Origin of the sequence: Archangium lipolyticum (assembly GCF_024623785.1) — a bacterium.
Classification (GTDB): Bacteria; Myxococcota; Myxococcia; order Myxococcales; family Myxococcaceae; genus Archangium; species Archangium lipolyticum.
Map to the genome: position 1 here is coordinate 717,671 of NZ_JANKBZ010000003.1, position 23,710 is coordinate 741,380.

Genomic DNA, 23,710 nt, shown 5'->3' on the forward strand with positions numbered 1-23,710 from the left:
ACCCTCACCCCGGCCCTCTCCCAAAGGGAGAGGGCGCTCAGCGCTGCATCGCCTGGATCAGCTCCAGGGCCTCCGTGACGGCCTGCCAGACCTGCATCGCCTTGAGGCTTTCTTCTCCCCCCTGCAGCGTCCTCTTCGCCATCCGCTCCAGCGGCGCCAGCGCGCTCTCCACCAGCGCGAGCTGCCGGCCCACGTCCGCGGGCAGCGGCGCCGAGGCCGCCCGTTGCAGTGACTGCGCGGGCGCCCGTTCCGCCATCACCTTCACCGCCTGGGACATCTGCTCCATGTACCGCCCCAGGTCCGCGGGTGGCCCGGACGCTGGCGCCGCCACCGGCTGGCGCTCCGCCATCGTCTTCACCGCCTGCGTCAGTTGCTCCATCACCGGCCCAAGGTCCGCCGTCTGCGCCGGTGCCGCCACCGAGCGCTCCGCCAGCGCCCTCAGCACCTTCGCCAGGTGCTGCAGGTACGGCGTCAGGTCCGTCCCAGGCGCAACCTGCACCACCGGCGCCGGCACCTCCCTCCTCGCCAGCTCCAGCAGCGCCTCGCGCAGCGACTCCACCCGCGGCAGCACCTCGGCCACCGGGCTCGGTCCCGACGGCTGGCGCGCCAGGTCCGCCGCCCTCACCACCGCCCCAGCCACCGAGCCGAGCTGCTCCTCGATCGCGCTCAGCTGCCCCGTCACCCGGGCCACCGGATCGTCCTCCTTCCCCCCCATCCTCTTCACCCGCGCGAAGCCCTGCTTGATCTCCTCCCAGCGCTTCGCCTGTTCCGGCTTCAGCCTCCCACGCAACTCCTGCAGCTTGAGCAGGTTCTGCTCCGCCGCCGTGGTGAGCGTCTGCGACTCGCCCTGGTAGTGGTCGTCCAGCAACCGCTCCAGCTCTTCGTCCGTCATCGCCGACACCACCTTCTCGGCGATCTTCCCCATGTTGCGGTAGCTGCCCTGCAGCTTGAACGCCGGCTCCGTCCGGAAGCGCTCGTCCTGCGCCGCCGAGGCGATGTATTCCAGGTTCACCTTCAATAGCACCTGCTGCACCCGGAACAGCCGCTGCAACACCGCGACGATCTCCTGCAGCTCCGCCGCCGCGTACCCATACGACAGCTCGCCGCTGGGCACCTCCTCGCCCTTCGCCATGCGGATGAGCTTGTGGATGTCACCCGGCTCGCGCGTGGCCAGCGGCGCCAGCACGCCGTTCGACGTGAGCGCGTTCTCGATGTAGCTCAGCGCGAACAGCTCCTCCTTGCCATCCAGGATGTCGCCCAGGTTGTAGGTGTCCGCGCGGTTGGCCAGCATGTCCGGAATGCGGAAGCGATCGCCCGTCTCCGTGTACGGGTTGCCCGCCATCACCACGCAGAACTTCTTGCCGCGCAAATCGTACGTGCGCGTCTTCCCGTTCCACACGCCCTCGACGCGCCGCTGGCCGTCGCACAGCGAGATGAACTTCTGCAGCAGCTCCGGATCCGTATGCTGGATGTCGTCGAGGTAGAGCATCACGTTGTTGCCCATCTCGAAGGACAGGTTGATGCGCTCCACCTCCTGGCGGGCCGTGGCGTTGGGCGCCTCGGCCGGATCCAACGACTTCACCGAGTGGCCCAGCGCCGGACCGTTCACCTTCACGAAGGTGAGCCCGAGCCGGCTCGCCACGTACTCCATCAGCGTCGTCTTGCCGTAACCCGGCGGAGACATGAGCAGCAGCATGCCCATCCGGTCCGTGCGCTTGTTCTCCCCCGCCGAGCCGAGCTGCTTGGCCAGGTTGGCTCCGATGAGCGGCAGGTACACCTCGTCGATGAGCCTGTTGCGCACGAACGACGACAGTACCTTCGGCGTGAACTCCTCCAGGCGCAGCCGGCGGCGCTCGCGATCCAGGATGTCCCGCAGCAGGGCGCGGTAGGCGTGGTAGGCCGGTACGCGCACCTGCCGGAAGTCGCTCAGCCGGGCGAGGAACTCGTCCAGCCGCAGCGCCAGCTTCCGGTCATGGATGCGCGGGTGCTGGCCCAGCATCCCCGTTACCTCGGCCGAGGTGAGGGCTCCGGCCACCTCGCGATCCACCTTGCGATCAGTGAGCAGCAGCACCGCCGCCTCCACCGCCACATGGGCCGCCGCACCCGGGCCTCCCTCGCGCCGCGCCAGATAAGCGTCCACCCACGCTCGTACCACGCGCAGGCGCTCGGGCAGGTTCTTCTCCAGGCCACGCAGGTCATCCTCGAACGCCGAGCGTGTCCCCGCCCTGTCCAGCTGGGACAACAGCGCGTCCTTGAGCGCCACCGCCTCGCCGCTGGTGGTGAAGCGGGGCCGATCCACGCCCAGCTCCTCCACCAGGTAGCGTCCGGCGAGCCGGGCCTCCGCGGGGCCACACTCCACGCCCACCGACTTCAGGAAGGCGCCAATGCGCTCACCCGCCTCGTTGCCGAGAACCACCAGCTCCGCCGACTCGCCAAAGGCCGTCCGGAGCCGGTGCAGGCTGCGCGCGCGGCGGTGGAAGAGCGACTTCTCGTCGCCCTCGCCTCCGAAGACCCAGAACAGGGCCGCCCAGGCGCGCGGCGTGGGCGCGAAGCGCAGGAGCCCCGCCCCCGTGTGCATCGCGAGCAGCTTCTCCAGGATGGCCGCCGCGTCCGCGTCGTGGATGCCGCGCTCGTAGCCCTCGTCGTACCTGTCCGCCGAGTACGCGCGCACCTTCTCCAGCAGCCCGTTCGGCTCCAGCAACGCCTGGTGTAGCGCCGCGAGCGTCACGCTCCCCTTCCCCTCCTCCGCGTCCAGCAGCACCTGCGCGGCGAGGAATTCAGCACGGTACACCTGGGGCGTCTCGGAGACGAGGTGCTGATCCCAGAGTTCGCGGTACTTCCCCAGCTCCGGCTCCTCCAGCTTCTGGGCGTAGTCCGTGCCGGTGAGCTGCAGGTAGAGCGCGCCGTCGCGCGGCACCAGCGTCAGGTCCAACGGCTGGGTGTTGACGTTGAAGCGGTGCTTGCCGAACTTGATGACCGGCGCGCCCGAGCCCTCTTCGTAGAGGTCGTTCCGGTCCCGCAGCGCGCGCAGGGCGTCCTGACGCGCCGTCTTCACGCGGCTGAGCACCTCGTCCGAGCGCACGCTGTCCTGGAGCTCCAGGAGCTGCTCGGCGAGCTGCCGCAGCTTCTGCACCATCGAGTCGGACGCGAAGTACGTGTTGAGCTCGTCCTCGTCCTTGAAGGACTTCGCCCGGCGGTTGACGCCGGTGAGGATGCGCTCGGCCGCGCCGAAGAGGTTCTGTGCCCGGCGCTGGCGCTCGTCCACCAGCGCCTGCTTCTTCTGCCCGAAGGCCTCGAGCAACTCCTCGCGCTTCTGGGTGAGCGGGCCGAGGAACTCGTCGAACTCGCCGAAGCGCCCCTCCATCTCCTCCAGTTGCACGGTGAGGCGTGACAGGCCCTCGTCGCACTTCTCCGGCGAGTCCGCCACGGACAGCGCGCTCTCCACCGCCTGCCCGAGCAGCTTGAACTGGGCGCCGAACTCGGCCCGCTTCTCGCGGCCCACCAGCTCCTTGCGCTTGACGTTCAGGCCCGCGCGCACGCGGTTGAGTCGGGAGAACAGCTCGGAGATGCCCTCGAGGATCTTCGCGCGCGCCAGTGGATCTCCCACCTGCAGGCCGCCCACCGTCTCGCTCAGCACCTCCAGCCCCTTGGCCACCTGCTCGATGTCCTCACCGAGCGGGGCCAGCTCCATCGTCGTCTGGATGGGCTCCAGCTTCTGCAACAGCACGTCCAGGCGCTCGGCCAGGGGATGAAGCGCCTCGCCTCGCTGGAGGAACTGCACGGCGTCGGCGCTGACGCGGTCGGTCTCCTCGATGACCTGCTTCTCGAGGGCCTCGAGCCGCGTCACGTCGATGTAGCGGATCTCCTTGAGCGTGATGAGCTGGCCGCGCTGCTTGCGCAGGTCCGAGAGGGCATGCATGAAGCCCTCGGCGCTCTGGAGCTCCTCGGGACGCACGCGCAGCAGCACCTGCTCCTGGGCCGTCTGGGCCCCGGAGAGGGCGTCCGTCGCGCGCTTGCGCAGGGCGAGCACCTTCTCGAACTCGTCGATGATGAGCTCGGAGGTGCGCCGCAGGGCCTCGATGCCCTCCTGCAGCACCGTCTCCTGGTGCCCGAGCCAATAGAAGGCATCGAGCATGCGCGTGGCCGCGGCCGCCAGGTCCTCGTAGGTGCGGCGGGAGGGCTTGTCCGTGCGAGCCATGCGCACGAGCGTCAGCGCGTCGGAGATGCCTCGCACCAGCTCGGCGTTGCCCACCTTGCCCAGGTAGCCGGGCGCGGGCGGCATCTTCGCCGCGTGCTCGGCGGAGACGAAGGGCGTCTGCCACACCTGCATGGGGTGCACGCGGGTGGGCTCGTTGGAGGTGGCTCGGAAGAGCGCCATGCGCCCGTCCGCGAAGAGGCTGAAGCCGTGCCCCAGCAGCGGGTTCTGCACCTCCTTGCGCACGAGGTTGTACGGGAAGAGCACGTACGCGCCCTCGTCCCGGCGGAAGAAGACGTAGAGGACGTCCTCGCCGTTGGGCGAGCGGATGGCGCGCTTGAACTGGAGGCCCTCGCCAATGCCCTCGAAGACCTTGAAGCCCCCCGTCTGCAGGTAGTAGCCGCCGGGGAAGACGATGCCCTGCTCCTCGGGCAGGCGCACGCAGGCCTGCCCGATGGCGTCGATGCGCACCACGTGCTGGGTGCGCGTATTGAAGACGAGGTAGCGGTATGCCTGCTCGCGGAACGGCAGCACGCGCAGCAGGATGAGGCCGCCCACCTGCGCATACGCGACCTCGGCGTCGTCGAGCGACTGGTCCGGATCGTCCACCGGCTCGCGGTAGATGCCCAGACCGTCCGCCGTGTTGTTCTCCACCTTGACCGTGAGGTCGCCCTTCACCGTCTCCACGAACACCTGGTCGAGCACGTTGACGTGGGGGTGCTGGCCCAGCACGTAGTTTTCCCGCCTCGCCACCATCCACTCGAAGTCGTGCGACGGCGGGAAGACGTGATCGCGCTCGCCCTGGTTGTCGATGTAGGTGGCCTTGCCCTCCACATCCAACGCGAAGCGGAACACCTTGATGTCCCGCGCCGACTGGCCCGTCTGGAAGATGGCCAGCAGCTTCGTCTCGCTGCGGCGCAGCTGGAGGAGCTTCGTGTCCTTGTAGTACTTGTAGAGTTCGCCGAAGTCCTTGACGAAGCGCGGATCCTGCAGGAACCCGCCCGCCTCGGACGGCGGAACCTGCGTGAAGTCGAAGCCCTCCGCCGTCTGCTCGAACTTGTGCAGCGAGAAGACGTCCGCGACCGACGTCTCCTTCTTCAGGCCGATGAAGACGGTGTAGCCGAAGAGCAGGTACTTCCCGACTCCGACGATGTCGCGCGGGACGCAGTTGTTCTCCGTGCGGACGCGCTCGTTCCCGATGACGGTGAGCTCGGTTCCGCCGAAGAGCTTCTTGCGCCGCTCGTTGAGGTCCTCGGCCCTCGCGCCGAGAGCCTCCGCCTGGGACAGCAGGCGCGTACGGATGACCTCGTAGCTACCGCCCTCCAGCGTGGCCTCGCCCGACGCGGGAGGGGTGCTTTCAGTTGCCATCGTCAGTTCACCGGTAAAGGAGGGGTACCAAGGGGGGAACCCGGGTTGCGCATACCCTCACCCCGACCCTCTCCCAGAGGGAGAGGGACGAACACGGGATCCCCTCTCCCCCTGGGAGAGGGTGAGGGTGAGGGTATGGAGCTCCGTGTCGCTGCCGCGCTGATCAGCCCTGGGTCTTCTCGGGAGCCGACGCCCGGACCGCGGGCTCGGCCTCCACGAGCGACTTGAGGTTCGAGGCCGCGGCCGCGGCCGGGTTCGGCGCCATGCGGTGCAGCAGCGCCGCCATCGCCAGGTTCTGCGCGTCGCTGGTCAGGCCCGGCTTGGAGAGGATCTCCTTGAGGTCCGCCGGCAGATCCTTCTCGCCGTTCAGGTAGCCGCTGAAGGCCTTGCGCAGCGTCTCGCTCTGATCGAGCACGCCGTCCACCGACTGGCCCACCGAAATGGCCCTGATGAAGCGCTCGAAGAACTGGCCGTCTCCGCCCACGATGTTGATCTTCGCGTGCCCCATCGTCTCGGCGAGCACCTTGGACTGAGACTCGGCGATGTCCTTGCGGACCTGGATGGAGGCCAGCTCCACGTCGCGCTCCTTCTGAAGGCGCAGGCGGAACTCCTCGTGCTCGCGGGTGGCGCCCTGGAGCAGCTTCATGGACTCGGCCTTCTCGGCCAGACCCCGGGCCTCGGCGAGCAGCTTCTCCTCGATGGCCTTGGCCTCGGCGAGCAGCTTCTCGCGGATGGCGACGGCCTCGGCCTCGCCGCGCTTCTGGATCGCCAGGGCCTCGGCCTCGCCGATGCTCGCGCGCGCCAGCCCCTTCTCCTTCTCACCGGCGGCCTCCGCGATCAGCTTCTCGCGGGCGGCGGCGGCCTCGGCCAGGCCCTTCTCCTTGAGCACCGTGGCCTGCGCCATGCCCTGCTTCTCGATGACGGCGGCCTCGGCCTCCTTCACGCGCACCGTGGCCATGCCCTGCTTCTCGATGGCCAGCGCGTCCGCCTCCTTCACGCGCACCTCGGCCAGGCCGTGCGCGGCCTCCTCGGCCTGGATGCCCTCCGACAGCCGCATCTTCGCCTTGGCCGTCATGTCCGACGCCTGCAGCTCGGCCTCGGCCAGCGTGAGCTTCTCCTTCGCCGCGTACTTGGACACCTCGTTGCTCGCCTCGGCGGCCTTGATGTCCTTGACCAGCTTCTCCTGCGCCTGGGCCTCGGCGGTGATGAGCAGCGCGTCCTTGCGGCGCGTGGCCTCGGCCTTCACGCGCAGATCCTTGATGCGCTCCTCCTCCTCCGCCACCGTCTTCTCCACGGCGATGCGGGCGCGCACCACGTCGGCGATGGCCTTCTTCTCGGCCTCCAGCTGCTTCTCCTTGCCGATGCGCGACAGCTCCACCTCGCGCTCGCGGTTGATGGCCTCCAGCGCGCGATCCTTCTCCACGCGCTCGGACTCGACACCCACCACGCGCTCGCGGTTCTTCTGCGCCACTTCCACCTGGCGGTGCTTGTTCTGATCGTTGATGAGGATCTCTTCCTCGGCCTTGATGCGCGCCAGCTGCTGCTTGGCGTTCTCCTCGGCCTTCACGCGCTCGGCCTCCGCGGTCTCACGGGCCTGGATGGACTCGATCTCGCGCTTCTGCCTGGCGGCCGCCTCGGCGCGCTGGCGCTCGAGGGCGAAGATGGCCTCGTCCGCCTCGACGTTGCGCTTGGTGATGGCCATGCGCTCGCTCTGGCGGAACTCGTTGGTGTGGATGTTCTGGACGGAGGTGAGCTCGGTGATCTTCCGGATGCCCTGCGCGTCGAGGATGTTGTCCTTGTCCAGCATCTCGACCGGAGTCTGCTCCAGGAAGTCGATGGCGCAGTCCTCGAGCATGTAGCCGTTGAGGTCCTTGCCGATCACCTGGATGACCTGGTCCTTGATGGCGTCACGCTTGGTGTAGAGCTCCTCGAAGTCGAAGCTCTTGCCCACCGTCTTGAGGGCCTCGGAGAACTTGGCCTCGAAGAGGTGCTCCAGCGTCTCCTGGTCGCTCGCGCGGGCGCAGCCGATGGACTGGGCCACCTTGAGCACGTCCTCGCGCGTCTTGTTCACCCGGACGAAGAAGGTGACCTTGATGTCCGCGCGGATGTTGTCCTGGCAGATCAGCCCTTCCTTGCCGCGGCGATCGATCTCGATCGTCTTCAGGGCGATGTCCATCACCTCGGCCCGGTTGATGATCGGCCACACGATGGCGCCGGTGAAGGTGACGATCGGCTCGCCCTTGAACGGGTTGATGATCAGCGCGCGTCCCTGATCCACCTGCCGGTAGAACCTGGAGACGATGAACGCGGAACAGAAGAGGAAGAAGAGTCCGCCGACGATTCCGGAGGCGACGATTGGCAATTCCATGTCGGTGTCGTTTCCCGAGCGAGTGAATCGGAGGGCTGTTTTCTATCACGCGCCAGGGCTCCCCCACGAACAGCCCCCGGCGCGGCACTGAGAGTCAAATGAAGCCGTCTACCGCGTGCGCGCCCTGTCTCGCGCGAGCGCCGCGGCGGAGAGCGGATCCTTCAGGTGTTGCACCTCCTCGGGGAGCAGCCAGTCGACGGGCTCCACCTCGTAGGCATCTCGCGCGGCGTCGTAGCCGAGGATCAGCGCCTTCTCGCCGCGCTTGAGCTCGTTGGCCTTGTCACACACCACGTTGAGCAGGAGGCCGGCGCCCCCGTCCTCGAAGGTGGCGTGGCCGAACCTGCCATCCACCCGTCCGCTGGCGATGACGCAGACACGGCCCATCAGCTCGGAGCGGCGGGGCGCCTGTTGGACGGCGAACAGGGGCCGCAGGGGCCGCACCGCCAGTCCCGCGAGCATCAGGCCCACCGCGAGGCACAGGGCGGCGAGCCCTCCGGTGACGAGCGCGCCGGGGAGCGCCCCCAGGGCCTCCTTCAGGGGCCGGGCGAAGGCCAGCGACAGCAGCCAGGAGAGGAACACCACGAAGCTGACGGACACCGTCACCGGGACGCCACCGAAGCCGAGCACCTCCAGGAAGCTGGCCCCGCCCTTGACGCCCCCCTCCACCGCGGCCTTGGCGCCTCCTTCGAGGGCCGCCTTCGCGCCGCCCTCCACCGCCGCCTTGACGCCCCCTTCGATCGCACCGTCCTGGGCACCCAGGGCCATGTCACCGAGGTCCCCATCCAGGAGATCGATCCCCACGGCGCCCACCATGACGGTGAGCCAGTAGCCCACCACCACGCCCAGGGGGATGGTGAAGAGGACGGTCGGGAAGGCGAGGATGGCGTCGAGGAATTCGGTCATCGGCCCTGCAAGTGGATCGAGGACTCGGAGTTTATTCCAGGCTCACAGTCCCATGACAGTCCCTCCGGACGATTTCCCGCCCGCCTGCCCTCCAGGGGGTCGAGGTGGGGCCAAGTTGACGGGGTGGGCGGGGCTGCACAGGCATTCCAGATGGCGGGCGCGCGGCGCGCACGACCGGGAGCCGAGCACGGGCATGACGCACATCGAGACACTGCGGCAGCAGGGAATCCGCCGGGCCGGCAGTCCCAAGCGTGGCTTCCGCTACCAGCAGCCCAACGGCAAGCCGCTGCCCGCGCAGGAGCGCGAGCGCATCGAAGCGCTGAAGATACCGCCCGCGTGGACGGACGTGCTGATCAGCCCGTCGGCGACCTCGAAGCTCCAGGCCATGGGGAAGGATGGCGCGGGACGGTGGCAGTACCGCTACCACGAGTCCTTCACCCGGAAGCGGGAGACGGAGAAGTTCAAGCGGGTCGTGGACTTCGCGAGGGCCTTGCCGAAGCTGCGGCGGCGGGTGGCGGCGGATCTGCGCAAGCCGGGGCTGGGACGGGACAAGGTGATGGCGTGCCTGCTGCGGATCCTGGGCACGTGCTTCATCCGGCCCGGGAGCCAGCAGTACGCGGACGAGAACAAGAGCTTCGGGCTGGCCACGCTGCGGGCCCGGCACGTGAAGGTGAAGGGGGACACGGTCATCTTCGACTTCCCGGGCAAGAGCGGGAAGCAACAGCATCACGAGTTGAAGGATCGGCAGGTGGCGCGCGTGGTGCGCGAGTGCCTGAAGCTCCCGGGGCGGGACGTCTTCAAGTTCGTGCTGGATGACGGGTTCGTGGTGGACGTGCGGCGGCGCCACATCAACGAGTACATCCAGGAGGTGATGGGGGCGCGGTACAGCGCGAAGGACTTCCGCACGTGGGGAGGGACGCTCATCTGCGCCTGCGCGCTGGCACGAGCCAGGGAGCGGGTGCGCCGCGAGGTCGCCAAGGACGGGCCGAAGGTGGCGAAGAAGACGATGGTGGCGGCGGTGAAGGAGGTGGCCGAGCACCTGGGGAACACGCCAGCGGTGGCGAGGGACTCGTACATCTACCCGTCGGTGCTGGCCATGTTCGAGAAGGGGCGCGTGGTGGAGCGCTACTTCGAGTCGGTGACGGAGCTGGCCCAGCACGAGAAGCCCGCCCTGCACTGCGCGGAGAAGGCGCTGCTGGAGATGCTGGAAGACGGAAAGAGGCCCGCGGTGTAGGGGCCTCACCCATGCGGCAGCGGTTGTGCGTGGTGGGCGCGAGAGCGCTCGCCCGGCAGATGGATGTCCGTGGCCAGCCCCACCGCGCGCAGCAGCGCGATGAACCCCCATCCCAGGTCGAGCTCCCACCACTGGATGCCCAGCCGCGCCGAGCGTGGGAAGGCATGGTGGTTGTTGTGCCAGCCCTCCCCCATGCTCACCGCACCGAGCAGCAGGCTGTTGAAGCCCTGCACCGCCGCGCCCGCGTTGTGCCAGCCACGGTAGCCGCTCCGGTGTGCGACGTAGCCCACGAACCAATGACCGAAGGTGCTCACGGTCACGCGCACGAAGACGCCCCATACCAGCCAGGGCAACCCTCCGAGCGCCACCAGGAGCAGGGCCCAGGGAAGCTGCTGCCATCTCCACGTGCGCTCGAGGAAGCCATGGAAGGCGTCCGCATCCACTCGCGCGTCCCCTTGGGGCTCGAAGGGTTGGGCGAACTCGAAGCGGCAGTGCAGGTTCCAGAAGTAGTCGCGCCAGGCGGGCTGCCGGTGCGCGAAGTAGTCATGGCACCAGGGCTCGTTCTGATGGAAGTCCCGGGTCTGGTGCATGCGCACCAGTCCGCGCGGCCCGCCCAGGCCCACCAGCACGCCCAGGTAGACGAGCGCGTACTCCAACCACCTCGGTGCCCGGAAGGCCTTGTGGATGAGCAACCGGTGGATTCCCACCGAGTGCCCCGCGCACAGCGTCAGCGACGTGGTCACCGCGAAGAGCACGAACGCCGACGGCGTGAAGGTCGGTACCGCCCCCACCAGCGCCCCCAGGCTCATGAGGGTGAACCAGAGCGACTTGCCCACATCCCACCGCACCTGCCCGTCTCCCGGGCGCACTCCCTGGGAATCCAACGCTCCACCAGACATATGGCCACCTCCCTCCTCGAATACCGAAAGAGGAGGCGGCGGTTGCGGGGGTGACGCGAGCCCAGGAGCCGCGGACAGAAACCGCTAAGCTCCGGCACGTGAGCGAGTACGTCACCCACCGCAATGCCATGCCGGGAGCGGGCCTGGAGTCCCTACGCAAGGCCCTGCTCTCGTCACGCTTCGTGGCGCGGAGCCCGTTGATGGGGACGTTCCAGAGCAGCCGGGGCTTCGCGTTCATCTTCACGGAGACGGGGCGGGCGAAGCTGGAGGAGCGCTTCCCTTTCATCCGGGACTACCTGGAGCTGGTGATGGACCCGGCGAGCTGGCGGGGACTGCTGCCCTGGCGGGAGCGGCTCTTCGGCCCGCGAAAGGAGCGGCGGAGGCCGAACGCCTTCTACCTGAACCTGCTGCTGGTGGAGCCCGGGCGGGGCGTGGGCCGGCACATCGACGCGACGCTACAGGAGCCGAGTGGAGTGCCGGGAGCGACACCCGAACACGTGAGCGTGCTCTACCTGAACGTGCCCGAGGGCGCGAAGGGAGGCGCGCTGGTGCTCTCGCGCGACAGTGAGCCGCTGGGCGAGGTGCATCCGAAGCCGGGGTTGGTGGTGCACTTCCGAGGCGACCTGACGCACGAGGTACAGCCCTTCACGGGAGGCGGAGAAGGCGCCTTGCGAGCGAGCCTCGTGTGCGAGCAGTACGCGTTCGAGCCCGAGGCGCTCGCGCGACTGCCCGAGTTCCGCATCCAGTCCAAGGCCGGTTTCGCGGCGTATCTTGAGGAGCACCGCGAGCGCGGCACGTAACGGGCACGGTGTGTGGTTCCGTACGAAGCGCTCGGAGGGCTTCACCGGATAGCTTCCACGGAAATCTAGACTCCGTGCGCCATGCGAATCTCCTCAAGGCTCTGGTTGTTGCTGGCCGGGTTGCTGGCCGCGTGCGCGACCTCGAGTCCTCCCCTCCCTGAAGACAATGCGGCACCGGAGTTCGTGGACTCCTGGGAGGAGGGTTGCGAAGACGAGCGCAGCGTCGTCCTGCTCTGCCGTGAGGACGGCGAGGAGTGCGGCTTCTTCCGCTGCCGGGAGGTGGCGCCTCGCGGGGTCCTGCTGGCGTACAGGGGAGGCGGACCCATCTACCTCCCAGGCGCATCACCCACCCCGCGCCGATGGTGGGGCCCTTCCGGCGGATGGCCGCGAAACACCGAGCCCGTACTCACCTTCCGCTTCAACCATCACTTCGACCCCAAGCCTCCGGTCCCCGCCCTTCCTCCCGGCCGCTGGGTCCGGCACCACATCTTCCCCCAAGCGCGGGATCTCCAGGAGTGGTTCCATCGACAGGGAGTGCCAGTGCCAGACATCCACCTGTTCACCCTCCTCATCCCCGAGCATGTCCACATCCGCATTCACAGTGGGGGGCCCAGTGGTGGCCTGTGGAACCAAGCGTGGAGGGACTTCATCAAGACCCATCCCAATGTGCCACCAGAAGAAATCTACCGCCATGCGGGGGCATTGATTTTTCGCTTCGAGCTGACGGGGCCCATCGTGCCGTATCACCGCGGAGGAAGAGCGAGGTAACGAGATGATGAAGTTCTACGAACTCCGGGCGCCAAGACAGTCACGGTACACCGGCAACCTCAACGCCGAGCACAGGTGGTCCCTCCCTGGACTTCGCTGTCCTGAGTGCAAGACCACCTGGGCTGGGGGCTTCTCCGCGTACCCAGGCGTGGACCTGTCTTCCCTGCCGGAGCACGGCGAATACGAGAAGTCCAGACCGGAGTCGTTCGACGAGTTCGCGCGGCTGCGTGAACGGGTGCAGCCACTCGTGCCACGTGGGGGCCAACTGCTTCCGGGGGCCGCTTTCGGTCCACTGACGGGCACTGCCACCGGAACCTTCAGCCCGCTCATCTTCCAATTGTTACGTGGCCCCCTGATCCGCCGAGAGGCATTGGAGCAGTTGCAGGCCGAGGGAGTACAAGGCTTGCACGGCTACCGGACAGCACTGCGCTTCCGACAAAAAAACCATCCGGAGCTGCTGCAGCTCGAAATCCTTGCCCATGGGCGACTGCATCCAGATTGCACGCCGGAGCGACCTCCACCCTGCCCCAGATGCAGCCGGGACTACTTCCCCTTCCCGGACGAGCCCATCCTGGACGCGGCTTCACTCCCAACGCATACCGACCTGTTCCGGCTGAGTGACTTCGAGACGATCTTCATCGGCACCGAGCGCTTCGTGGACGCCGTCCGGCGCCTGAAGCTGGACGAAGTCGACATCCGCGAGCTGCCCGTGCACTGACCCCTACCGCAACCGGGCCGCCAGCGAGCCCAGCTCGCGTGACTTGTGGCTGTCCCTCCGTGTCACCTTGCTGGCGAGCGCCTCGGCCACCGCTGCCACCTCCCGCCTCACGTCCACCGGCAGTTCCGCCTCCACCAGCAACTCGGGCACTTCCGCGAAGCGGCCGTACTCGTCCGCGACGTAGGCCGCCAGCAAGTGGTGTCCGTTCCTTCGCGAACACGCGGCGAGCCCGGAAACGACAAAGCCCCGCTGACTCATCGTCAGCGGGGCTTCATTCGCGAGTTGCGGGGGCAGGATTTGAACCTGCGACCTTCGGGTTATGAGCCCGACGAGCTACCAGGCTGCTCCACCCCGCGATACCGTTCCTACACCCAGCACAACAACCAGCCTTGCAACGATAAAGCCCCGCTGGCTCTTCACCAGCAGGGCCTCATCCACGAGTTGCGGGGGCAGGATTTGAACCTGCGACCTTCGGGTTATGAGCCCGACGAGCTACCAGGCTGCTCCACCCCGCGATACCGTTTGCTGCTCTATGTCAAACACCAGAGACCCTGTCTATCATTTCCAGGCAGGGTCTCTGGCCTGTTGAGTTGCGGGGGCAGGATTTGAACCTGCGACCTTCGGGTTATGAGCCCGACGAGCTACCAGGCTGCTCCACCCCGCGGCGATGTGGGGGGGTTAGTATCGCCCTCCCCCCGGAGCGTCAACTGTTTTCCTCAAACGCCGGGAGGCGCGTTCTCCATTCCCCGCGCCTCCCGTGCGCGCACTACTTACCCAGCTTCTGCTTGAACAGATCGGCCAGGGTGCCCAGTCCCTTCTTGCCACCACCGACCGGCTGCTGGCTCTTCGTCCACGCCTCGACCTCCGCGCGCTCCTCGGCCCGCTCGGCGGCGGTGATGGAGAGCCGGATCTTCCCGGACGCGTCGATGTCCACCAGGGCCACCTTCAGCTCCTGGCCCAGCGAGAACTTCTTGCGCAGATCCGTGCCGCGCTCCGTGCCCGTCTCGGACGCGGGGATCAGCCCCTTGCCGCCCGGGAACACGAGGAACACGCCGTAGGGCTCGATGCGATCCACCTTGCCCACCACCACCTGGCCCACCTTCGGGCGAGGCGCCGCGGGCTCGGCCGGCTTCTTCTCCTCGGCGGCGGCCACCGGACGCTCCTCGGCGGGGCGCTGGGCCTCCTCCTCGGTGATCCGGCGCAGACCGATGCGCTTGTCGTTCGCGTCGATCTTCTCCACCTGCACCCAGATGCTCTCGCCCACCTGCACCACGTCGCGCGGGTGCGCGATGCGGCGCTCGGACAGCGCGGAGATGTGCACCAGGCCGTCCACGCCCGGACGCAGCTCCACGAACGCGCCGAAGGGCTGCAACCGCACCACCTTGCCCTGCAGCCGGTCGCCTTCCTTGATCTCCGCGAGCGCCGTCTTGAAGGGATCCTCCTGGCGCGCGCGCATCGAGAGCGTGATCCGCTCCTTCTGCTTCGCCTTGTCCGGCGAGTTCGGCTGCGCGGGCTCCATGCGGAGGATCTCCACCTCCACCTCGTCGCCCTGCTTCACCACGTCGCTCGGGTGGGCCACGCGCATGTAGGACATCTCGGAGACGGGGATCATCCCCTCCACTCCGCCCAGGTCCACGAACGCGCCGAAGTCACGCACGCCGGTGACCTTGCCCTTGACCACCTTGCCCTCGGCCAGAGACTCGCGCGTCTTGGCCGCCAGCTTCTTCTGCTCGTCCTCGAGCAGCGAGCGGCGCGACAGCACCACGTTGCGATCCCTCACCTCGGTCACGCGGAACGTGAGCTTCTCGCCGATGAACTGGTCCGGCTTCTCCACGAAGCGGATGTCCAGCTGGCTGATCGGGCAGAAGGCGCGCACGTCGCCAATCGCCACCTCGACCCCGCCCTTGTTCACCGAGAGGACCATGCCCTCCACCGGCATGCCCGAGGCGCGGGCCTCGACCAGCATCGCCATGTTGGCGCTGCCCTTGGCCAGCGCGCGGCTCAGCAGGATGCCCCGGGCACCCGCCTCGATGACGTGCGCCTCGATGGTGTCACCCACGCCGTAGCGCAGCACGCCCTCGTCGTCCTTGAGCTCGCGCAGCTCGATCATCGCCTCGCTCTTGGCGTTGGACAGCGTCACGAAGGCCGTGTCCGCGCCGAGCTGGAAGATCGTGCCCGTCACCTTCTCGCCGATGCGCACCGCGCGCCGGCCCGGCATGCCGCCGTCCTTCTGCTGCGCCGCGAACATCTCCGCGAAGGACTCCGACTCGGGGACCTCCTCGTAGAGCGCGCTGCTCGGGGTCGGAACCACCGGAGCCTTCGGCGCAGGCGCCGCCGACGCGACCGGAGCGGTCTCCGCCGCGGCCACAGGGGCCTCGGTCGTCGCCGCCGGCTCGGCCGGAGCGGTCGACGACGGCGCCGGCGTCACCGGACCCCGCGTCTCCACCGCGCCCGAGGCGCGCTTCACCACCACCATCGGGCCCTGCGGCCGGCGCTCGCCACCCCGGCCACCTCCCCCACGCTCGCCACCCCGGCCGCCGCGGTCTCCACCGCGCTCACGGCGCTCCCCGCGAGGTGCTCCCTCGCCCGAAGCCGCTCGTGGCTGGCCTCCCGCCTCGCCTTCCGGCTTCGCCGGACGGGCCTCGCGCTCGCCTCCACGCTCTCCTTCTCCGCGCGGGCGATCCGAGCGGCGGTCCCGATCACGGCTACCGCGCTCCTCGCGCTCGCCGCCACGGCCCGCCGGGATGCCCAGCATCACGTCGCCAAAAGTGGCCTTCGGCTTCTTGGGACCGAAGCCTCCCGCCCCGCCGCCGCCGCCAGAACCCACGGAACCGTTCTTCTCGTCGCTCACTGCCAGGACCTTCCTGAACGAAATCCAGCCCCTGGGACACCATGCCCCCGGCTGGGGAAAAAGGCGGCGCACTCTACACACGCGCCGTGCTCGGACGGAAGCCGCATGTCGTCTTCTTTCCGCCTGCTCCGCCCGCAACCCCTCCATAACGCGACCCGTCGGATGGGCCATCCCCCTTGGAACCAAGCCGGTCTGCCCGCCTGCCCCCCCAGGTTCTGCCCCTCGTTCACAGTGGCAACGTTCCTCCCGGAGGGAAGACCCTCACCCCAGCCCTCTCCCAGAGGGAGAGGGGGCTTGCCACGGAGTCGGCCCGGGGAGCGAGATACCCTCACCCCGACCCTCTCCCGGCGGGAGAGGGAGGGAGCGCATGATCCTACCCTTGGGGTTATTGGCGGATGAATCTCCGGCCCAGGACCTTTTGGAGGACCGATTTCGACTCGGGCACCCCGAACGCCCACGTGAGGCCGAAGTAGATCGCCCCGAAAGGCAGGACCACCGCCACGAAGAGGAGGAGGGGGTGCAGCGCCGGCGTCGGGAGGAGGTGTCCTCCCCATTCCTGCGCTACCCCCGGCATCGGCCCCAGCACCCTCGTCAGCGCCACCTTGATTCCCAGCCCCGTCAGCCCCGCCGCGATCGCCGCTCCCCAGAGCTTCGACATGCCTCGAGGCAGCTTTACCGACCCCAGCTGCCGGGTGAGCATCCGCCGCAGCATCGTCGACTCGAACCAGGCCATCAGTCCGCCCGACAGCGGGAAGAAGGCCGTTCCCATGTGCGCCGGCAGTCCCAGCAGCCCTGGCACCTTGAACGCCAGGAACCAGGCCAGTGCCGCGTCCAGCGCCACCCTCAGCGCCGCGAAGCGCAGCGGTGTGCGCGTGTCCTTCAGCGCGTAGAAGGTCGAGGCGTACAGCCGTCCCAGCGCCGCCGCCACCAGGCCCACCGACGCTCCCATCAGCACGTACCAGATGAAGCGCGTGTCCGCCCCGGTGAACTTGCCCGTCTGCAGCAGCGCCCCCGCTACCACGTCCCCGATGAACAGCAGCGCCGCCGACGAGGGCACCACGAAGAAGGCGATACGGCGTGAGCCCGCCTCGATGCGCGCTCGCAGCTTGCCCGCCACCTCCTCCCCCGCCCCCGCCGTGCGCGACATCTCCGGCAGCTCCGCCGCGGAGATCGACATGCCGAAGAGGCTCACCGGGATGAGGTAGATCGTCTGCGCGTACGTCAGTGTCGACAGCGCCCTCGTCGCGATGAGCGATGCGTAGGACGTGTCGATGTAGGCGCTGATCTGCACCACCCCGCGCCCGAGCACCACCGTCCCGAAGCTGCGCAGCACCTGGCGCACCGACTCGTTGGCCATCGACAGGCTGGGCCGGAAGTGTCCCAGCAGCTTCAGCACCGACGGCACCTGCACCAGGAACTGCAGGACGCTGCCCACCACCACCGCGTAGGAGAGCACCACCACCAGCCGCTCCTCGCCCAGCCCCCGCCCTCCCGCCACCAGCAGCGCCGCGATGATCGCCAGGTTCCACACCACCGGCGCCAGGTACGACAGGAAGAACTTCCGGTGGCTGTTGAGCACTCCCAGGCACCACGCGGACAGCACCAGCATCCCCGTGCCCGGAAAGAGGATGCGCACCAGCCGGATGGCTATCGCGCGCTCCTCGCCCTCGAAGCCCGGGGCCACCGTGTCCACGAAGAGCGGAGTGGCCAACATTCCCACCGCCACCAGCACGCCCGTGGCCAGCGCGAGCAGCCCGAACACCGCCCCCGCCACCCGATCCGCTTCCTTCGAGTCCCCCTTCCCCAACAGCCCCGCGTACACCGGGATGAACGACCCCGAGAGCACCCCCTCCCCAAAGAGGTTCTGCAGGAAGTTGGGGATGCGCAGCGCCGCCTTGAACACGGCCGCCATCCCCGAGTTGCCCAGGTAGTGCGCCAGGACACGCTCGCGCACCAGCCCCATCAACCTCGAGGCCAGGATGCCCGCCGCCACGAACAGCGCTCCTCCACTCCTCGCGGGCGTGCGCGGAGGCGCGGGAGGCTTCTCGGGGGCGGCGGGGGTCTCGGAACGCGCGGACGAAACGGTCAAGGGGCTCGCACTCTATGCGGAGCGTTCACCTGCTTGAAGCATGAACTCCCTCCCCAATGGTTTCCCTTGACGGTCCCCCCTGCGGGCCGCAATGGTCAGCGCTCTCATGGCCGGTCCCCCAGACAACGACCTCTCGACCGATGTCGCGCTCGTCCGCCGTGTGTTGGCGCGCGAACTGGAGACCATCAACGAGTACGAGGCCTTCGCTCGTGCTTCCTCCAGTCCGGAGCTCCGCGACTTCTTCATGCACCTCGCCGCCGAGGAGAAGGAGCACGTCGCCGAGGCCGTCCACATGCTTCGCCTCCTCGACGCCGGCCAGGAGGCCCACTTCACCAGGCCCGTCGTCGAGGGCCACTTCCAGGGCGCCATCCAGGGCCAGCCTCCCCAGGCTCCCGCCCCGGCCACTCCCGCCCCGGCTCCCACGGCTCCCCCGCCCCGCAACGGGCGCGGCGCCGCCCCCGAGCCGCCTCCTTCCCTGCTTCCTCCCCAGCGCGTCGTCTACGGCGTGCCGGCACCGCCGCCCAGCCCGGGCACCCAACCCCTGACCGTCGGCTCGCTGCGGCGCAGCCGCTGAGCACGTACCTCCTTGGAGCTCCCCCATGCCTGACTTCCTTGGACATGCCGAGAACCCGCTGCGCGAGGACGAGTGGGCGCGCCTCAACGAGACCGTCATCCAGGTCGCCCGGCGCTCCCTCGTGGGCCGTCGCATCCTGGACATCTACGGTCCGCTGGGTGCCGGTGTGCAGACCGTCCCCCATGACGAGTACACCGGCGTCAGCCCCGGCGCCGTGGACATCGTCGGCGAGCAGGAGACGGCCTCCGTCTTCACCGACGCGCGCAAGTTCAAGACGATCCCCATCATCTACAAGGACTTCCTGCTCCACTGGCGCGACATCGAGGCCGCCCGCCTCCACAACATGCCCCTGGACGTGTCCGCCGCCGCCGGTGCCGCCGCCCTGTGCGCCCAGCAGGAAGACGAGCTCATCTTCTACGGTGACCCCAAGCTCGGCCACGAGGGCCTGATGAACGCCGCCGGCCGCCTCACCGTGCCGCTCGGCGACTGGGCCACGCCCGGCGCCGGCTACCTCGCCATCGTCGAGGCCACCCGCAAGCTCAACGAGTCCGGTCACTACGGCCCCTATGCCGTCGTCCTCTCCCCCCGCCTCTTCTCCCTGCTGCACCGCATCTTCGAGAAGACGGGCGTGCTGGAGATCGAGACCATCCGGCAGCTCGCCGCCGATGGCGTCTTCCAGTCCAACCGTCTGCGCGGTGACTCGGGCGTCGTCGTCTCCACCGGCCGCGAGAACATGGACCTCGCCGTCGCCATGGACATGGTCGCCGCCTACCTGGGCGCCTCCCGGATGAATCACCCCTTCCGCGTCCTCGAGTCGCTCATCCTTCGCATCAAGCACCCCGACTCCATCTGCACCCTCGAGTCCTCGCCGGTCCGCGGTTAGTCCGGCGCGCCCCTCCGCCAGCCCCCATGGCGAAAGTTCTGGTCATCGACGACGAGGCGAACCTGCGCAAGGTGCTCGCCGCCATGCTGCGCCGTGACGGCTTCGACGTCACGGTCGCCGCCGATGGCGAGCAGGGCCTCGCCGAATTCCACAAAAACGGCGCGGATATCGTCGTCACCGACCTCGTCATGCCCAAGGCTGGCGGCATGGAGGTGCTGCGCGCCGTCAACGCCGCCAACCCCGACGTCCCCGTCATCATCATCACCGCGCACGGCACCGTCGACTCCGCCGTCGAGGCCATCAAGGCCGGCGCCTTCGACTACGTCACCAAGCCCTTCGACCAGGCCGAGCTGTCCGCCGCCATCGCCAAGGCCTCCAAGGCGCACGACGTCGCCCAGCGCTCCGTGCGCGCCGACGCCAAGGCCCGCGCCGCCATCATCGGCGAGTCCACCCAGCTCCAGGACGTCTTCAAGATCATCGACAAGGTGGCGGACACCCCCTCCACCGTCCTCATCACCGGCGAGAGCGGCACCGGCAAGGAGCTCATCGCCTCCGCCCTCCACGGCGCCTCCAGCCGCCGCGACAAGCCGTTCATCAAGATCAACTGCGCCGCCATCCCCCACAACCTCCTCGAGTCCGAGCTCTTCGGCTACGAGCGCGGCGCCTTCACCGGCGCCGTCACCTCCAAGCCCGGCCGCTTCGAGCTGGCCGACGGTGGCACTCTCTTCCTCGACGAGATCGGTGAAATCCCCGTCGAGATGCAGGTGAAGCTGCTGCGCGCCCTCCAGGAGGGCGAGTTCGAGCGCGTGGGCGGCATCAAGACGACCCGCGTGGACGTGCGGCTCATCGCCGCCACCAACCGGGACTTGCAGGCCGAGATCGAAGCCGGGCGCTTCCGCAAGGACCTGTACTACCGCCTGGCGGTGGTGCCCATCGTGCTCCCGCCCCTGCGCGAGCGCCGCGGCGACATCCCCATGCTCGCGGGGCACTTCGTGGAGAAGTACAACCGCAAGCTCAACAAGAAGATCGAGGCCATCGACGACGACGCGATGGCCCTGCTGCGGGCCTACAACTGGCCCGGCAACATCCGCGAGCTGGAGAACCTCATCGAGCGCGTGCTCCTCTTCGCCGACGGGCCGCACATCACCGCGAAGGATCTGCCGGACCCCATCCGTCAGGGCTCCAGCACCCCAGCGCCCGCTCCCTCGGCCGCTCCACTCGAGTCTCCTCCCGGCGAGGGAGGGCTCAAGGACATCGTCCGCATGAAGGCGGCCGAGCTCGAGAAGGACCTCATCACCAAGGCCCTCGAGGAGACCGGCGGCAATGTCACGCGAGCCGCCAAGCTGCTGCAGATCAGCCGCAAGTCGCTCCAGACGAAGATGAAGGAGTTCGGACTGCGTGACACCACCGCCCAGGACGGGCGGGACGAAGGCATCGACGACTGAATCACGCTGGCGAAATATCGCCGCGAAACCATCGGTTCGGTCCCGGCGCAAACCCCTTTCCTCTCTCGGGAGCCTGAATGCGGCCGCCTCTTCCCACCCTCGGACCACAGCCGAAAAAGAGCCCTGTGGGGCCGGTGATGGTCGTCTCCTTGCTGCTCGGCCTGGGCGCCGGAGGCGTCTGGTGGTGGAAGCAGCGACTCACCTCGGAGAAGCCGGCCACCGCCGCGACCGAGCAGCCCCTCAGCCCGCCCGTGGCCACGGGCCCCGGGGACACGGGCGCCGCTCCCAATCCCACCTCCCCCAACCCCGCTCCGGCGGCCGCTCCCCTGGTCCCGGATTCGACCAAGGCCACTGGAATCTCCCATGCGTCCGTCCGCATCGACGGCCCGCTGGAGACGGCCATGGTCGTCGCCGCCGGCCCCGAGATCGGCCCCGCGCTCGCCCAGGTGGTGACGCGCACGCTGGTGTGGTGGGTGGATGTGCCGGGCGACCTGCGCCGCGGTGACACCCTGGACATCCTCTACGAGACGCGCCCCAACGAGGAGCCCCTCGTGCACGCGGTGCGCTTCACCAGCAACAAGACGGGCCAGACGCACCGCACCTACCGCTTCCAGGCCGAGAGCGACAAGAACCCCCGCTACTACCTGCCCAGCGGCGAGGAGCTGGAGCTGCGCCTGGAGAACTCGCCCCTGGACGACTACGAGCAGGTGACGTCCCTGCTGCGCGATGGCCGCCGCCACAAGGGCGTGGACTTCAAGACCCCCGTGGGCACCCCCGTGAAGGCTCCCTTCACCGGCGTCATCCGCCGCAAGAACTGGAGCTTCCGCTACAACGGCAACTGCCTCGAGCTCGAGGAGACGGGCGGCAAGCACCGCCGCGCCATCTTCCTGCACATGGACGAGCTGCCCCGCACGGTGAAGGTGGGCGACCGCTTCGCCACGGGCGCCGTGCTGGGCCGCAGCGGCAACAGTGGCCGCTCCTTCGCACCCCACCTGCACTACCAGCTCGAGGTCGGCGAGGATCGCGTGTTGGATCCCTACGAGACCCATCGCACCTACCGGCGCTCGCTGCCGGCCGCCCAGCGCCCCACCCTCGAGGCCGAGATTCGCCGGCTGGATGGGCTGTTCGGCACCACCGTGGCCGGCGGCTGAAGCCATCCGTTTCTTGACACCCCTGCTTGTGACGGCTAGCGTCCCCGGACAATTTCTCAACATTTCCCGGGGGTTAGGCGAGTGGGGCTGGGCGCCCGGGGAGTGGTTCCGGAGGTCGGATGTCCAGGCTTCGCGCTGTTGTCGCCGCGCTGACGCTGGGTGCGCCGTTCGTCGCCACCGCAGCGGATATCACCCGCGTCGCTTCCTCCTTCGAGGACGATGATCCGTTCGGGATGTTCATCGACGTGGGCGTCGAGACCACCCAACGGCGTACGAAGATCGTCCGCGAGTCGCTCCCCACCACGGCCGAGGGGAAGCGGTACGCCAACGCGCTCTGGTACAGGGGCGCCGACCCACGGCTGAACTTCGACCTGGCCATCGGCATCTCCCGAGATGTCGAGCTCTCCTTCGGCGTGCCCATCGTCTTCGTGCGCACCGAGAAGTGGGACTTCGTCTCGGACAGCAACTCCACCATCCTCAACAACACCATCGGCAACAACTGCGCGGATGGTGAGCCCTGCACGCTCCCGAGCGCTCAGCCGCTCTTCAACGTCCCCCTGGAGACGTTGCGCGGCGGCGTGGGCAACATGCGCTTCGGTCTGGCCTGGGCCATCTTCAACCAGCGCAAGGACGACACCAAGCCCATGTGGGTCGTGGGGCTCGACTACGAGGCCCCCACCGCCGCCAAGCTGGATCCCAGCGTGCCGACGGATTCGGAGGCGGAAAACGCGCGCAACATCGGCGACCGCGTGCACAAGTACACGATGTACACCGCGCTCTCCCGGAAGATCGGCATCGCCGACCCCTACTTCCGGATGCACTACACCGTCCCCGTGCGTGGCCCCGGCTTCTACTCCAACTGCGACCAGAAGAACCTGGATCCGCAGAACCTCGGCCGCCCCCAGAACTGCGGCATCGATGAGTGGGATCGCAAGACCACGGGCATCCAGGCCCCCCACACCGGCGGTCTCACGTTCGGCTCCGAGTTCCACGTCTACAACCAGCCCAACCGCAAGGTGTGGCTGGACCTGCGCGCCATCACCAACTACGTCTCCGAGGGCCGCTACTACAACGAGCTGAGCGGCGCCCTCCGCAAGCTGCTCTACACCGGCGATTACATGCAGGTGGGTGGACAGCTCGCCCTCAAGGCCCACGTCAACGACGTGCTGACCCTCCGCGGCTCCGCCATGCTCCTGTACAACACGGACCACGTCCTGACCGACGAACAGATCGGCAAGGATATCGACAAGAGCGGAACGGTGGACATCACGACCAACCCCGCGGAGATCAACCCCAACTTCGACTACCGCACGGACTTCGTCTCGCGCCGCTTCTACGCCACCGAGAGCAAGGACTTCCGGCTGGAGCTGAGCGCTACCTTCAGTTTCTAGGCGTCACGGAGCAGGACGGGGCGACGGTAGACCCTCACCCCGTCCCTCTCCCAGAGGGAGAGGGTCCAACCTG

General features: G+C 68.3%; 16 protein-coding genes and 3 tRNA genes. 9 read left to right on the forward strand and 10 right to left on the reverse strand.

Annotation, left to right across the window (positions count from 1 at the left end):
* Positions 1–37 precede the first annotated feature (37 nt).
* The 3 genes from NR810_RS09975 to NR810_RS09985 form a co-directional block, all read right to left on the reverse strand.
* Positions 38–5,563 carry a DNA repair ATPase gene (locus tag NR810_RS09975; RefSeq protein WP_257450618.1) on the reverse strand — a complete coding sequence of 1,842 codons (5,526 nt, stop codon included), beginning with the start codon at positions 5,561–5,563 and terminating at the stop codon, positions 38–40.
* 163 nt (positions 5,564–5,726) lie between these two features.
* The gene (locus NR810_RS09980) at positions 5,727–7,931 is read right to left on the reverse strand and encodes an SPFH domain-containing protein (RefSeq protein ID WP_257450620.1); all 2,205 of its coding nucleotides are present in this window, start codon (positions 7,929–7,931) and stop codon (positions 5,727–5,729) included.
* A 108-nt stretch (positions 7,932–8,039) separates the two neighbouring features.
* Positions 8,040–8,834, reverse strand: a complete 795-nt coding sequence (locus NR810_RS09985) for a hypothetical protein (RefSeq protein ID WP_257450622.1) — start codon at positions 8,832–8,834, stop codon at positions 8,040–8,042.
* Positions 8,835–9,027: 193 nt separating this feature from the next.
* On the opposite strand from NR810_RS09985, the gene NR810_RS09990 reads away from it, so the two are divergent.
* Positions 9,028–10,068, forward strand: a complete 1,041-nt coding sequence (locus NR810_RS09990) for a DNA topoisomerase IB (RefSeq protein ID WP_257450624.1) — start codon at positions 9,028–9,030, stop codon at positions 10,066–10,068.
* A gap of 5 nt (positions 10,069–10,073) precedes the next feature.
* Here the strand turns inward: NR810_RS09990 and NR810_RS09995 are convergent, their stop codons facing one another.
* Positions 10,074–10,967, reverse strand: coding sequence for an acyl-CoA desaturase (locus tag NR810_RS09995; RefSeq protein WP_257450626.1), 894 nt, complete (start codon positions 10,965–10,967; stop codon positions 10,074–10,076).
* A 98-nt stretch (positions 10,968–11,065) separates the two neighbouring features.
* Here NR810_RS09995 and NR810_RS10000 point away from each other — a divergent pair, with 98 nt between their 5' ends.
* The 3 genes from NR810_RS10000 (at position 11,066) to sitI6 (ending at position 13,253) form a co-directional block, all read left to right on the forward strand.
* Entirely contained in the window at positions 11,066–11,767 is a 702-nt protein-coding gene (locus tag NR810_RS10000) for a 2OG-Fe(II) oxygenase (protein ID WP_257450628.1), read from the forward strand.
* A gap of 81 nt (positions 11,768–11,848) precedes the next feature.
* Positions 11,849–12,535, forward strand: a complete 687-nt coding sequence (sitA6, locus tag NR810_RS10005) for a SitA6 family polymorphic toxin lipoprotein (RefSeq protein WP_257450630.1) — start codon at positions 11,849–11,851, stop codon at positions 12,533–12,535.
* 4 nt (positions 12,536–12,539) lie between these two features.
* Complete coding sequence (gene sitI6 / locus NR810_RS10010; protein WP_257450632.1) at positions 12,540–13,253, forward strand: SitI6 family double-CXXCG motif immunity protein; 714 nt, start codon at positions 12,540–12,542, stop codon at positions 13,251–13,253.
* A 3-nt stretch (positions 13,254–13,256) separates the two neighbouring features.
* Here the strand turns inward: sitI6 and NR810_RS10015 are convergent, their stop codons facing one another.
* The 6 genes from NR810_RS10015 to murJ all read right to left on the reverse strand — a co-directional run bounded on the left by NR810_RS10015 (position 13,257) and on the right by murJ (position 18,193).
* Entirely contained in the window at positions 13,257–13,448 is a 192-nt protein-coding gene (locus NR810_RS10015) for a hypothetical protein (protein ID WP_257450633.1), read from the reverse strand.
* Positions 13,449–13,535: 87 nt separating this feature from the next.
* A tRNA-Met gene (locus NR810_RS10020) sits at positions 13,536–13,609 on the reverse strand.
* 85 nt (positions 13,610–13,694) lie between these two features.
* Positions 13,695–13,768 (reverse strand) — tRNA-Met (locus tag NR810_RS10025).
* 75 nt (positions 13,769–13,843) lie between these two features.
* Positions 13,844–13,917: transfer RNA gene (locus NR810_RS10030), tRNA-Met, on the reverse strand.
* Between the two features lie 102 nt (positions 13,918–14,019).
* A complete protein-coding gene (locus NR810_RS10035) occupies positions 14,020–16,104 on the reverse strand; it encodes a S1 RNA-binding domain-containing protein (protein ID WP_257450635.1) in 2,085 nt (694 codons plus the stop codon).
* 385 nt (positions 16,105–16,489) lie between these two features.
* Entirely contained in the window at positions 16,490–18,193 is a 1,704-nt protein-coding gene (murJ, locus tag NR810_RS10040) for a murein biosynthesis integral membrane protein MurJ (RefSeq protein WP_407653765.1), read from the reverse strand.
* Positions 18,194–18,299: 106 nt separating this feature from the next.
* On the opposite strand from murJ, the gene NR810_RS10045 reads away from it, so the two are divergent.
* The 5 genes from NR810_RS10045 (at position 18,300) to NR810_RS10065 (ending at position 23,637) form a co-directional block, all read left to right on the forward strand.
* Positions 18,300–18,767, forward strand: a complete 468-nt coding sequence (locus tag NR810_RS10045; protein WP_257450637.1) for a ferritin family protein — start codon at positions 18,300–18,302, stop codon at positions 18,765–18,767.
* 25 nt (positions 18,768–18,792) lie between these two features.
* Entirely contained in the window at positions 18,793–19,650 is an 858-nt protein-coding gene (locus NR810_RS10050; protein ID WP_257450638.1) for a family 1 encapsulin nanocompartment shell protein, read from the forward strand.
* Between the two features lie 26 nt (positions 19,651–19,676).
* Positions 19,677–21,095, forward strand: a complete 1,419-nt coding sequence (locus NR810_RS10055) for a sigma-54-dependent transcriptional regulator (RefSeq protein ID WP_257450641.1) — start codon at positions 19,677–19,679, stop codon at positions 21,093–21,095.
* Between the two features lie 137 nt (positions 21,096–21,232).
* Positions 21,233–22,246 (forward strand): M23 family metallopeptidase, encoded by a 1,014-nt coding sequence (locus NR810_RS10060; RefSeq protein WP_257450643.1) that lies wholly within the window; start codon positions 21,233–21,235, stop codon positions 22,244–22,246.
* Positions 22,247–22,365: 119 nt separating this feature from the next.
* A complete protein-coding gene (locus NR810_RS10065; RefSeq protein ID WP_257450645.1) occupies positions 22,366–23,637 on the forward strand; it encodes a hypothetical protein in 1,272 nt (423 codons plus the stop codon).
* Positions 23,638–23,710: the final 73 nt, after the last annotated feature.